This is a genomic window from Rhodococcus sp. NPDC077669 (assembly GCF_040686915.1).
GTDB classification, from domain to species: domain Bacteria; phylum Actinomycetota; class Actinomycetes; order Mycobacteriales; family Mycobacteriaceae; genus Rhodococcoides; species Rhodococcoides fascians.
Window position 1 is genome coordinate 25,454 of sequence record NZ_JBFBMD010000034.1, and the last position, 12,762, is coordinate 38,215.

Annotated in this window: 11 protein-coding genes and 1 pseudogene; 3 read left to right on the plus strand and 9 right to left on the minus strand. The window is 65.8% G+C overall.

The features are described 5' to 3' along the window. Positions 1-226 precede the first annotated feature (226 nt). A complete protein-coding gene (locus AB0P23_RS23440; protein WP_230558228.1) occupies positions 227-1,348 on the plus strand; it encodes a M23 family metallopeptidase in 1,122 nt (373 codons plus the stop codon). Between the two features lie 84 nt (positions 1,349-1,432). On the opposite strand, the gene AB0P23_RS23445 is transcribed toward AB0P23_RS23440, so the two are convergent. The 7 genes from AB0P23_RS23445 to AB0P23_RS23475 form a co-directional block, all read right to left on the minus strand. Further along, the gene (locus AB0P23_RS23445) at positions 1,433-2,389 is read right to left on the minus strand and encodes a cytochrome c oxidase assembly protein (RefSeq protein ID WP_008720478.1); all 957 of its coding nucleotides are present in this window, start codon (positions 2,387-2,389) and stop codon (positions 1,433-1,435) included. 10 nt (positions 2,390-2,399) lie between these two features. Beyond that, positions 2,400-2,993, minus strand: a complete 594-nt coding sequence (locus AB0P23_RS23450) for a copper resistance CopC family protein (RefSeq protein WP_008720475.1) — start codon at positions 2,991-2,993, stop codon at positions 2,400-2,402. Positions 2,994-3,084: 91 nt separating this feature from the next. After that, positions 3,085-4,857: a cytochrome c oxidase subunit I gene (gene ctaD / locus AB0P23_RS23455; protein ID WP_072692203.1), complete on the minus strand. Its 1,773-nt coding sequence runs from the start codon at positions 4,855-4,857 to the stop codon at positions 3,085-3,087. 85 nt (positions 4,858-4,942) lie between these two features. Further along, a complete protein-coding gene (locus AB0P23_RS23460) occupies positions 4,943-5,899 on the minus strand; it encodes a M56 family metallopeptidase (RefSeq protein ID WP_008720986.1) in 957 nt (318 codons plus the stop codon). Then, complete coding sequence (locus AB0P23_RS23465; protein ID WP_027494220.1) at positions 5,896-6,249, minus strand: BlaI/MecI/CopY family transcriptional regulator; 354 nt, start codon at positions 6,247-6,249, stop codon at positions 5,896-5,898. Before AB0P23_RS23465 ends, AB0P23_RS23460 begins: the two co-directional genes overlap by 4 nt. A gap of 25 nt (positions 6,250-6,274) precedes the next feature. Continuing rightward, positions 6,275-6,937: a M23 family metallopeptidase gene (locus tag AB0P23_RS23470; RefSeq protein WP_051364850.1), complete on the minus strand. Its 663-nt coding sequence runs from the start codon at positions 6,935-6,937 to the stop codon at positions 6,275-6,277. Positions 6,938-7,605: 668 nt separating this feature from the next. Further along, positions 7,606-9,630, minus strand: coding sequence for a cytochrome c oxidase assembly protein (locus AB0P23_RS23475; protein ID WP_032373357.1), 2,025 nt, complete (start codon positions 9,628-9,630; stop codon positions 7,606-7,608). 197 nt (positions 9,631-9,827) lie between these two features. On the opposite strand from AB0P23_RS23475, the gene AB0P23_RS23480 reads away from it, so the two are divergent. Further along, the gene (locus AB0P23_RS23480; protein ID WP_008720942.1) at positions 9,828-10,751 is read left to right on the plus strand and encodes a cation diffusion facilitator family transporter; all 924 of its coding nucleotides are present in this window, start codon (positions 9,828-9,830) and stop codon (positions 10,749-10,751) included. 179 nt (positions 10,752-10,930) lie between these two features. On the opposite strand, the gene AB0P23_RS23485 is transcribed toward AB0P23_RS23480, so the two are convergent. Beyond that, a complete protein-coding gene (locus AB0P23_RS23485) occupies positions 10,931-11,344 on the minus strand; it encodes a Rieske (2Fe-2S) protein (RefSeq protein WP_008720941.1) in 414 nt (137 codons plus the stop codon). Positions 11,345-11,529: 185 nt separating this feature from the next. Further along, positions 11,530-12,057: a signal peptidase II gene (gene lspA, locus AB0P23_RS23490; RefSeq protein WP_052061206.1), complete on the minus strand. Its 528-nt coding sequence runs from the start codon at positions 12,055-12,057 to the stop codon at positions 11,530-11,532. A gap of 291 nt (positions 12,058-12,348) precedes the next feature. Between lspA and AB0P23_RS23495 the strand changes: the two are divergent. Further along, positions 12,349-12,762: pseudogene (locus AB0P23_RS23495) on the plus strand (apolipoprotein N-acyltransferase); the annotation flags it as partial.

Here is a 12,762-nt window from a genome sequence, read left to right on the forward strand (position 1 = left end):
ATACTATGTTGCATAGTAATAACGATTGGGATGACCCCCATGACCGGCATCGGCACGCATGAAAAGGCGTCGAATCGTCGAGTTACTGTGCAAAGCACTCACTTTCGACGCCGAATCGATAGGCGAAACAGCGACGAATGCAGTCGAGAGTGTGACAGAAGGGGCTTGTGGTGTCGATGGGATCACGCAACACTGACCCACGGCCGACACGGCATCCACTGCGATCGTGACCGGCATTCAACGAGAAGGGTGGGGTGACCACGTGAACAACGCGGGAAAGACGACGCCGAGCGGCGGGCGACGTCGCGCATGCCGAGGTGCGCGGACATACGTGATCGTCGGTGCCGCACTCGGTGCGGTGTTCCTGCACGCCCCGGTAGCCGAAGCGAATCCGGGTCAACCGGCCGTGGAGTCCGGGGACGAGGTCGAAGGTCAGCAGACCGCCGACGCCGTCAGCCGGTTGATCCGCCTGGCCGATCGGGCCGCGACAATCGGTACCGATCCGATCGCGGTGGCAGACCTCGCAGCCTTCGCATCCTCGACGTGGGCCGCCGCCCAGGCCGGCGGCGTCATCGCGGACACCGCCGGCCCGGTGTCCGCGTCGGCAGGATGCATCGTCGACGCCATCGCCCGTGGAGTCTCGAATGCCCCGGCGCAGTCCCTGTCCTGCCTGGCCCCGTTGGCGACTCTCGACCCACTCCTGGCCCTTCGTATCGCCGCATCGCTCCAGGTCGACGCCCTCGACCCCGCAGTCCCGCATGACGGCGACCGAGGTGGGGAACAGGATCCGGTGACGGGCAACACCGGCCGCGATTCGCCCGTGCCCGGCACCACCGACACCCCTCCCGCATCCGAGACGACCGCGCCCGAAGATTCTGTTCCTGATGCAGCACAGCAGCGCGGTTCCACGTCCGGTGGCTCGGCCACCTCCCGAGGTACTGCGTCTGCTGTCGCACCCAGCAGCGGACTGGTCACCTCGAATTTCGGCACCCGAAGCGGGACACAACACGGCGGTGTCGACATCGCCGACTCACTGGGCTCACCGATCGTCGCCGCGGCCGATGGAACGGTCATCAGCGCCGGGCCCGCACAGGGCTTCGGGCTGTGGGTTCGGATCAGACACGACGATGGATCGATCACCACCTACGGGCACAACAACGGAAATTCGGTCACGGTGGGTCAGCGCGTCCGTAAGGGCGATCGGATTGCAGAGGTCGGGAACCGCGGTAACTCGACGGGTCCGCATCTGCATTTCGAGGCGACTTCTCCCGCGGGACAGAAGGTCGATCCGCAAGCCTGGCTCGGTGAGCGTGGAGCCAGAATCGGGGTGGGCACACGTGCGCGATGAATGCGCCCGATCAGGCCCTTGCCAGTAAGCGCGATCAGGCGATGAGCTCGCGGCAGTCCCCGAGCGCGGGACGGCCGCGACAGCTCAGGTCCGTTGACTGGTCTCGCTACCGATCTTTTTCAGAAAGTCGTTGTAGGCGTTGAGTTCGCTGTACCCGTCTTCTTCGGCGTGCCGGTCCGCGGCAGCCGATTCCTCCTTTTCGTCCCGGTTCCACCGAATGCAGAAGATGAGCACCACCAGCAGGGCCACCGGCTCACCGTAGGACCACGCAAGCGCCCCGGCGAGCTTCTGATCGGATACCGGATCGACACCCCACTGCGGGGGAGGGGAGGCGAACGTGGCGAGCATGGGGGTGCTCGACATCATCAGGATGACACCGAAGAACACATGCAACGGCATCTCGACGAACAGGTCGAACAACCGGCCCAGATTGCTCTGCCGAACGGGGAGGGGGCCGACGGCGAGCACAGGGATGATGAACAGCAGCCCGCTGGCGAAGAAGAAGATCTCCATCGATACGTGCCCGATGACTGTGATGGCGAGAACATCGAAGATCGACGACAGATACAGCCCGTAATAGCTGAAGAGGAACAACGGGATCGTCAGACCTGGATGTAGTGCGATGCGCCCGGCGCGGCTACGCAACCCCGTCAGCGCCGCGATCAGTACCCACCGCCCGGCTCCGTGATGAGCGGTGGCACGCAACAGAAGTCGTCCGGGCGAACCCACCACCAACAACGGTGGGATGGTCATCGACAACGTCAGATGCTGGAACATGAAGACGCTGAACAGGCTGTATCCGTAGCGTTCGACCTGCAGTCCGGTCACCAGGACCAGCGCCGCGCAGCCGAGCAGAAAACTCGCACTCCGCCACCGTGACCATGCGATACCCCGGCCGCGGATCCGGTAGAGCCCCCAGCAGTACAGTCCGGCCATGACGATGCCGGCGATCGGCAGGATCGGGAGCGGCGGAAGATCGAAGCTCAGCAACGCTGCCAGGGTCGGCGGGCCTTCCGGGGGAGTTACGGCGGCGATGTTCATCGGGCCCCTGTCATTGCTTGTCCTTGCCTCGGATCACCAACGTCAGGGCGATGGCAGCGAGACCGAGGACAGTCAGGCCCACGATGGAGAGCAGCATCATGGTGTTCTGTTTCGGTGGCCGGTCCTCGCTGGCGGACGGGTTGTTCGGATCGTAGGCCTGCGTCGGCGTGGTCGAGGGAGCCGGCGAGGTCGCACCGCCCTGCGATTGCTGTGCAGCAGCGTCCGGGCGGGTGGCGGTCTCCGCGACGTCGACCGAAAAGCCGTACGACCCGGTGATCGGGTGCCCGTCCGCGGAGGTGACGCGGTAGCCGACGGTGTACTGCCCGTTGGGTAGGCCGTCCTCGAGCAGGACCGATACGTCGGGGCCCTCGACCGTGGCCGTACCCTGCGTCCACTGAGTATCGCCAGGACCTACCACGCTGATGGTCGCGAACGATTCGTTGATGTCCTGATTGAACTTGAGGCCGACGCCGATCGGTGCGAACTCGAGCGTCACATCGGCCGGGGGGTCGGAGCTGACGAGTTCACTGTGCGCCGATGCCGGGGCCGCGGAGAACAGTGCTGTGCCGCACATGAGCACGGCGACCAGCATCCATCGTTTCACGTTCGGTTCTCCTCTGGTCGTACTGATTCTCCTTACTACTATGCGCACTAGTAGTAAGGGGGTGTGAGCCTACGGGGGTCGGTCGACCGTGTTACTTGTCGACGTCCGGCCGTTTCGATACGTCCGGTCCGGCAATCGCTTCGGTGATCACTTCCGAGGGCGCGATCGAATCCGAGTGCGGGCCACCGACGTGCTGCTCGGCGCGGATGCGTTCGACCATGTGCGGATAGTGCAGCTCGAACGCCGGCCGCTCGGAGCGGATCCGGGGCATCTCGATGAAATTGTGCCGCGGGGGTGGGCAACTGGTCGCCCACTCGAGGGAGTTACCGAAGCCCCAGGGGTCGTCGACGGTGACCACTTCGCCGTAGCGGTAGCTCTTGAACACGTTCCAGATGAACGGCAGCGTCGAGGCCCCGAGGACGAACGATCCCACGGTCGAGATCTGGTTGAGGGTGGTGAATCCGTCGGACGGGAGGTAGTCGGCGTAGCGGCGCGGCATTCCTTGGGCGCCGAGCCAGTGCTGGACGAGGAAGGTGGCGTGGAAGCCGAGGAACGTCAGCCAGAAGTGCCACTTGCCCAGTCGTTCGTCGAGCATGCGGCCGGTCATCTTGGGGAACCAGAAGTAGATGCCGGCGTAGGTCGCGAACACGACCGTTCCGAACACGACGTAGTGGAAGTGCGCGACGACGAAGTAGGTGTCGGTGACGTTGAAGTCGATGGGCGGGCTCGCCAGGAGCACTCCGGACAGTCCACCGAAGACGAACGTGATCAGGAATCCGATGGAGAAGAGCATGGGGGATTCGAGGGTGACCTGGCCGCGCCACATGGTGCCGATCCAGTTGAAGATCTTCACCCCGGTCGGCACGGCGATGAGGAAGGTCATGAACGAGAAGAACGGCAGCAGCACGGCACCGGTGGCGTACATGTGGTGCGCCCACACCGCGATGGACAGGGCGGCGATGCCGACGGTGGCGTAGATCAACCCCTTGTACCCGAAGATGGGTTTGCGGGAGAAGACCGGGAAGATCTCCGAGACGATTCCGAAGAACGGTAGCGCGATGATGTAGACCTCGGGGTGTCCGAAGAACCAGAACAGGTGCTGCCAGAGCAACGCTCCGCCGTTGGCGGGATCGAAGATGTGGGTGCCGAGTTTACGGTCGGCGAGCAGGCCCATCAGTGCTGCGGTCAGCAGTGGGAACGCCAGCAGGATCAAGATCGAGGTCACCAGGATGTTCCAGGTGAAGATCGGTAGCCGGAACATCGTCATTCCCGGTGCGCGCAGGCACACCACGGTGGTGACCATGTTGACCCCGCCCAGGATGGTGCCCAGGCCGGCGACGAGCAGGCCCACGATCCACAGGTCGGATCCGATACCGGGGGAGTAGACGGCGCTGCTCAACGGGGTGTACGCGGTCCAGCCGAAGTCTGCGGCACCGCCGGGGCTGATGAAACCTGCGGTGGTGACCAGTGCGCCGAACAGGTACAGCCAGTAGGAGAAGGCATTGAGCCGGGGGAAGGCGACATCGGGTGCGCCGATCTGCAGCGGCAGGATGTAGTTGCCGAAGCCGAAGACGATCGGGGTGGCGTAGAGCAGCAGCATGATCGTGCCGTGCATGGTGAAGAGCTGGTTGTACTGCTCGTTGGAGAGGAACTGCATTCCCGGGACCGCGAGCTCGGAGCGCATGATCAACGCCATCAGGCCACCGACGAGAAAGAACCCGAACGAGGTCACCAAGTACATCAGTCCGATGACCTTCGGATCGGTGGTGGTGACCATCGTGTGCAGGAACGACCCCTTGCGGGCCCCGCGGGGTGGATAGGGGCGAACCGCCGGCGCAGCCGGAGGAGATGTCAGCGCCGTCATGGAACCACCTTCGTGTCGCACGCGAATTACAGGACGCGTCCGCCAGTGTAACCCAAATACTATGCAGCATAGTATTTGGGGTTGTTCAGATCAGCAGGACCGCGCACGCTGCGGCGGAGACCGCGCTGAGCGAGACGACGGCCAACACGGCCGGCACGACGAGGGGCAGCACGGCGGCGGCAGCATAAGCGCCCGCTCGGGTTCGGCTCGGTGTTTGCGCGCTCGTGTCGAGGTGATGCAACCGCTCGGTGGTCGAGTCCCCGATCAGGCCCAGTGCCCACAGTGGCCGCGCAGAATGCGCCTGCGAGACCGTCGACAATGCCGAACGTACAGTGTCGGCGCTGGTGACTGCGGCCGCGGACCGGTCGGCTGCGACCTCGACCAGGACCCGTACCGCCGCGGGTGCCGCGGCGAAGAGGGGAACGCGAGGAAGCGCTTTGGCCAGGATCTCGCAGATGTTGACGATGCGGTGATGGCGCCCGCGCAGGTGGGCACGTTCGTGTGCGATCACTGCTCGCTGTTGTTCGGGATCGAGATGGGCGAGCAGGCCTTCGGTGGCCACGACGTAGCCGGGGCGACCGTCGATGCTGTAGGCCAGCGGGAGTGGGTGGTCGAGCCACATGATCGGTTCGGGTCCGGGGTCCGTGCGCGCCACGACGGCGATGACATCGCGGTGATAGTCGCGGACTTTGGACCGCGCTCGAAGCTGACGGCGAGTCGAGCGCAGGACGCGCGCCGATGCCGACGCCGCGAGGACGACCGATGCCCCGGCGACCGCTTCCCCGATCCACGGCTGGGCCGCGTGTTGCAGCGAGCCCAGGCAGCGGACGGCGAGTTCGACCATGCCCTCGGCCGGCGCATGGCCGGGCCAGAGCAACACCGCCACCGCGGATCCCACGAGAAACAGCACCCCGGCGATGCTGCCGATCCAAGCGGTCAAGGCGAGAGAGGGGCCGACGGTGCGGGTGAGTGAGGTCAGCAGCGGCGGCATGGCAACGGCCACCAGGGTCGCGGCGAGGAGTAATGCCAGTGCGACGATCACCGGTTCGCGTCCGGCAGGTTCCCCCGCAGGGCGTCCAGTTCGTCGTCGGTGACGGTTTTCGCGAAATGCATCAGCACGGCGGCCGAGTCGGTGCTGGTGTCGAGGATTTCGCGCAGCGCTTGCGAGGTGGCCTCGGCCCGAGATTGCACGGGCGAGTAGAGATAGGCGCGTGACTGCTTGGTCCGCTCGACCCACCCCTTCTCGTGGAGATGGGTCACGACGGTCAGGATCGTGGTGTAGGCGGGGTTTCTGTCGGCCATGCGTTCACGCAGGTCGTGGACCGACTGCGGTCGATCACATTGCCAGAGCACGTTCATCACCTCCGCTTCGAGATCACCGAGCCTTTTCATCGCCAGTTCTTCTTTCCTCGTCGTGTCAGGTGATATCGACTCCGCGTGCCGACAGCCACGCCGTCGGGTCGGACTTGGCACCGTCGGGTTGCCACACTTCGTAATGCAGGTGGGGTCCGGTGGATTGGCCTCGGTTGCCTACCGTAGCAATGAGCTCGCCGGCTTTCACGCGTTGACCGGCGGTGACGAGCGCCTGGTCTATGTGGCCGTACACCCCGATCGTGCCGTCGTCCTGACGAATACGCACCCACAGGCCGAACCCTTGCGCCGGCCCTGCTTCGATGACCTCACCGTCGGTCACCGATACGATCGGCGTCCCGATCGTATTGGCGATGTCGAGTCCGTAATGCGTTGTCCCCCAACGCGGCCCAGAACTGGAGGTCAATGTGCCCGACACCGGCACCACCGAGAGCGGGCGCCGCGCCTCGGCATCGCGTGCGGCGCGCTCCGCCGCCCGAACTCCCCCCTCGGCGAGTTGCTCGGTCATGCGCTGCGCGAGCCGGCCGACATCGAGATCGGGCATTTGCAACACCTGCGGGGGTGAGGCGACGACCGGGCTCGGCGGCAGGACGCCGGCGGGAGGGCTATCGATACTCGCAGCGCTGAGCGCCACACTGTCCTGCGACCCGGTGTTCGGAGACGTCGCTGCCGCGGACAGAAAGGCACCGACCGCGACCGACGCAGCGATGGCGCGGCCACCCGGCTTCGGCACCCGGCGGCGATGAAGTCCGCGGCGAGCACGTCGCGACACGGCCTGCACTACATCGCGGCCACCGTCGCCGTGTGTCGTCTCGTCCGGACCGGCCACGTGCACCCACATCGACGCGGCAGTGTCCGCGGCCGCGGTGTCCCAGGCGGCGCTGACCGCGTGAGCGGGTACATCCGGTGCGGGCGTCTGCGCCGAAGGCGTGTGCTCGTCCTGCGACCGATTGTCGGAGTACACGGTCTCGGCGGGCGACTCGGTCACGAAACGCGAGGGTGCGAACCCGGCGTGTCGATGACGGGGGTGATCGATGAGCGCCGTCGGCCTGTTGCCGACGGGCATCGAGACCGCGACGCCGGGTGCCGGCGCTGCGTAGTCGTCGTCGATCGGATCGGGTGTGCGGTGTCGGGCCAAGATCACAATCCTTGGTGGCTACGAGGCCGTGGCCTCGCTCGAGATAACGAAATGGTGACGGTCAGGCCACAGGTTACTACTATCGAGCATAGTTTTTCCATCCCACTCGACCCGGATTCGTCCGTACCGCTGGTCACGGTCCTCGGAGGACATCCCGCCGGGCTACGACATCCCGCCGGGCTACGACATCCCGCCGGGCTACGACATCCGCACCGGAACAGGGCTGGGCGTTTCGGGTATCAGGGGTGATCGCGCCGAGAGGACAGGCCACCGAGCATGGTGTTGTACGCCTCGAGTTCGGTATCACCTTGATCGTCGACTCGGCGGTCTCGTTGCCGTGCCGCGCTCTCGTCGGCCGCCGACCACCGGACCGCGGCGAGAACCGCGGCAGCGAGCAACGGCAACTCCCCGATGCCCCACGCCAGAGTGCCGCCGCGCCGCTGGTCGGCCAGCAGGTCTGCGTTCCAGTCCAGACGCAGTCCGCTGTAGAAGCTCGCTCCGAGCGCGGTCTCGAGATCGATCGTCACGACGAGGAAGAATGCGAACCCGGCCAATGCGGTGATACTCGCGAGCAACTTCGTCAGTCCCGCGATCGGTCTCGGTACCGGGTCTTCGCCGACCGTGCCCCAGAACATCACCATCCCGACGGTCAGGAACCAGCCCTTCATCACCATGTGTGCCACATGCGAGTCGGCGACGGTGTCGAACAGTCCGCCGGGGTAGAGCAGGTAGAAGCTGCTCAGGAACACCGTGGTGCTGACCCACGGGTGTATCGCGATCCGGGCTGCTCGGCTCTGCCATGCAGCCCGGAGCCATTCGCGCGAGCCCGGTGCTTCGGCGGCCGACGCGGTCGGCAGGACCGAGGCGAACAAGGTTGCCGGTCGGCCGAGGACCAACAGCAACGGCACGGCGACGGCGACCGCGGTCAGTCCCGCCATGTGCACGCTGAACATCGCCGGGCTGTAGAACCCGACCCCGGACGAGGTCGCCACGAGCAGCACCGCAGTACCCGCCAACCAGCTCGCTGTCCACCGCCGCCGCCATGACAGGCCTGCCCGCCGACGGCGCCGCACGGCCACCAGATACAGGACGGCCGCGATCACCGCCGCGGAGCCGAACACCAGGTCGAAACGCCACTCGAACGCCAACCGCGCAGCGGTGGGCGGGCCGTCCAACACGTAGCCCAAGGCCTCTTCGTGCGCCTGGGGCAGCGAGGTGTCCTGCGGCGGGGGCGGGGGAGTGCGGCCCAGTGCGACCGCCAGGCCCACGGTGGTGACGAGAACGAGGGTCTCGATCATCGACAACGTGATCAGGGATCTGCGCCTCGCGGGGTCGTGAGCCAGAGCGCGGACCGTTCGTCGTCGCTGTATCCACCCGAGGGTCCCCACGATCGCCAGAGCTGCGATCTTCGCCAGTATCAGAGCGCCGTACGTCGAATCCCACAGCGACGTCACGGGCACTCGCACGGCAGCGTTGACCACTCCGGAGACCGCCATGATCACGAACGCGACCAGAGCGAGCGTCGAGTAGCGGCGGGTCGCGACGGCAAGGTGCCCACCTCCGCGCAGCGCATGAGCGAGAAGTGCGAGGAGTCCGCCCACCCACAGCGCGGCAGCGAGGATGTGCAGGATCAACGAGTTCGTCGCGATGTCGTGATTGCCGCCGGTCGAGGAGTGGCCGGTGACCGCGCGCGGGATCAACGCGAGCATCGACAGGGCGAACAAGGCGGGGGTCCATCGATGCCGCAACACCGCCGCGCATGCTGCGGCGGTGATCGCCGCGACCGCAGAGGTGATGGCCCATGCAGTGGAGGCCTCGACATCGCCGATCGCACCGAGGAACTGCACCGGTTGCGCTGCAACGGATCCGACAGGTTGACCCGAGGCGTCCGAGAGTGTCAGCGGCACCAACGCCGCCGCGCACACCGCCCACACTGCGGAGGCCTTCGCCGCGGTGCGGACGGCTACGTACCCGTCGATGTCGAGCACACCCGACCTCTGAGGCGGAACGAGAAATGCCGCGAGGAGCAGCGACCCCGCCGCCACGACGGCAGCCACCTCGCCGATCGCGGTCAGTGCCGGGATCCCGTACGTGGTGATCGGGCCCGGATCGGGCAGACCCAACAGCACGAGCGCTTGCGACGTCGACATCGCTGCGAGCAGTGCAGCGACCACCGCGGCAATCGCTGCGCACAGCACCATCACCTGCGATCCGGAGCGTCGATCCACTGCGCCGCGGGTCGAATGGGCCGCTTCGGTGGCCATGGTGTGCGCCTCTTCCCGGTGGATCGTGTTTCCGGCATGGGCGCGAGGCAGTCCGACCTGCGCCGACAATGAACTACTACGAATGATAGTTGTACGAGTCCGGGCAGCCACCGCCGGATGATCCTTCAACACTTGCATGTATGCGCATATCGCAATATGTTGTCGTTCTGCGGATCTGACACGACGAAGGAGCAACGATGGGGCACGGACATGGCCACGGGATAGAGCCGGGTTCACCGGCCAGCGCGTCCGGTAAGCACCTCGGGCGACTGTGGATCGCTGTCGGTCTGGGGGCGGTCACCCTGGTGACGCAGGTCGTCGTCGGCCTGTCCACCTCGTCGCTGGCGTTGCTCTCCGATTCCGCACACGTGTTCACCGACGTGTTCGGGGTGCTGATGGCGATCGTGGCGATCACACTCGCACAGCGACGATCGACCAAGGCTGCCCGCACGTTCGGGCTCTACCGAGCCGAGGTGTTCGCCGCATTGTTCAATGCACTTCTGCTGTTCGGTGTGGCCGGTTGGATTCTCTACGAAGCCGCGCAACGCATCACGAATCCGCCCGAGGTCCCCGGCGTCCCGGTGATGGCGGTGGCCACCCTCGGGCTCGTGATGAACCTCATCGCGTTCGTCCTGCTGCGCAGCGGCGCCAAGGACAGCCTCAATGTTCGGGGTGCGTATCTCGAGGTGATGGCGGACATGCTCGGCTCGATCGGCGTACTGGTCAGCGGACTGGTCACCGTCCTGTTCGGGTGGCGGTACGCCGACCCGGTCATCGCGGTCGCCATCGGCGTGTTCGTCCTGCCACGCGCGTTCAACCTGGGCCGTCACGCCGTACGAATTCTGCTGCAACATGCTCCGGCGGGCATTGATGTCGCCGCCGTGGAAAGGGCCCTGACCGATGTCGACGATGTCGAAGAGGTGCACGATCTGCACATATGGACACTGACGTCGGGGATGGAGGTCGCGTCGGCGCATCTGACGGTCGCCCCGGAGGCCGAGACACCGCGGGTGCTCGCTGCAGCGCAGCAGGTTCTCCGCAACGAGTTCGGTCTCGAACACGCCACTGTGCAGGTCGAACCCCGGGAAGGCGAAGGCCGGTGCCGAGAGGTCAATTGGTAGGCAGGTCTCGACCCGGTGCGCGATCGGCACGCTGTGCTGTCGTCGACACGGCAGCGATGTACCGAACCGGCACCCGTCGGGTGGGGGCACAGAGTGGGTCCTCGAGTGCCGCACATCGGCCCGGTCGAGACCGTTCACCCCGAACCCGTCCACCTCGCATGTTCGCGCCCGGTGATGGATCAGTCGACGGTGAGGGTATCGACGGTTCTGGTCACGGCACGGTTCGGCAGTGGCTCGGTGGCGGGGCTGCGCATGACCGCCCCGTCGGTGATCGAGAACGCACTGTTGTGGCAGGGGCACTCGATCGTGCCGTTGCGAACTCGGTTCACTGTGCACCCTCGGTGAGAACAGATAGCCGAGAAGGCCCGGAAGATACCGGGTTCCGGTTGGGTGACGACGACCTGCCGGTCGGCGAGCACGATTCCACCGCCGACAGGAACATCGTTCACCGACAAGGTGACGGGACCGTCGGAAGCGGTGTCCTCACCGGACGGGGCTTCGCCGACGCTGCATCCGGCGGCAGTCAGGCACGCTGTAGCGCAGCTCGTAGCGAGAAAAATACGGCGCGGTAGCGCCGGGATGTCCTCGCTCATACAGCAGGCTCCCCTCGGTACGCCTCGGTGAGCGAGAGGCGACGATCGCGTGTCGGTGGTTGTAGTCGACTATGTTTCGAGCAGTTCCGGTGTCGATCACCCTCACTGTTCGAGCGGATCAGCATGATTGTCCTGTCGCGAATGTATGTGCACTGCAGGGCATTCGATTCGAACGCCGAGATATCTCATGCACGTTCACGATCCGGCGCTGTCGGGCACTGCGGGCAGAGGGGCAACCCTTGTGCCCTCTCGCGTGCCAGTGCCGCCCCGATCATCAGCACCACCCCGCAGGTGATGTAGATGTCGGCGAGGTTGAATGTCGGCCACCAACCGGTGTGAAAGTAGTCCGTGACCGCACCGTCGACAAGCCGGTCCAGAACGTTGGACAGCGCGCCGGCGAGGATCAACGCCAGCGCCACCGTGGTCCACTGCTCCCCGTGCCGAGCGCTGTGCCATCCGTAGGCCGCGACCCCGGCGGTGATCGTCGCCGTGACCGACACGATCACCCATAGGGGCAGCGAATTGCCCAGACTGAAGGCCATTCCGCGGTTGAAGGCGAGCCGCAATTCGAGGATCGGTAGTGGGATCGGAGAGCCGACCAATGCTTCTTGCGCCCAGTAGTCGACGGTCAGCGCGGTAGCGACCAATGTCAGCACGAGAGTCACTGCGTAAGCACGCAGCCGCGTGGGAGACGTGGTGGGCGAGCGGTTCACGGATCCTCGTTCTCGGGTGTGTATCTCGGACAGGTGCTGGGTGTCGACGGAAGGGGATCGGTCACCGCCGCAGAGTTGCCATCACATAAAATACTATGCACCATAGTAGTTGATGAACGGCAGAGGCTCCTCCGGTACCGGCTGCACGCGCGTGCCGTCATGAGATCGGCTCCCGGCATCGAGCCCGGGCCTCGACCTCTCGTCTACGACCCGAGCCGGGCGCGGTGGGTGACCGGCAGCAACGGAGTCCGCGCGTGGATCCGGCTCCTCGCCGCCGCCTCATCCGGGCTGATGTTGTATGCCACATTCCCGCCCATCGATCTGTGGTTTCTCGCTCCGGTAGCACTTGCAATGCTGCTGTTGGCTGTGCGCGGGCGAGGGGCGCGTGCGGGGGCCGGCTACGGCTTCGTCGCCGGCTCGGCGTTCTTCGTGCCTCTGCTGCCGTGGGTGGGGGAGTACGTCGGATCGGTGCCGTGGCTGGCGCTGTCCGTCGTTCAAGCACTCTTCGTGGCACTGTTCGGTGCGGTAGCGGATCGGATGTCCCGACTGCCGTGGGCGCCGGTCTGGGTGGCGAGCGCCTGGGTGGCGATGGAAGCGGCACGATCTCGGGTCCCGTTCGGCGGCTTCCCTTGGGGCCGCATCGCATTCGGTCAATCCGACGGGCCGCTGCTGCCTCTGGCTGCGGTGATCGGCGCGCCGGGGTTG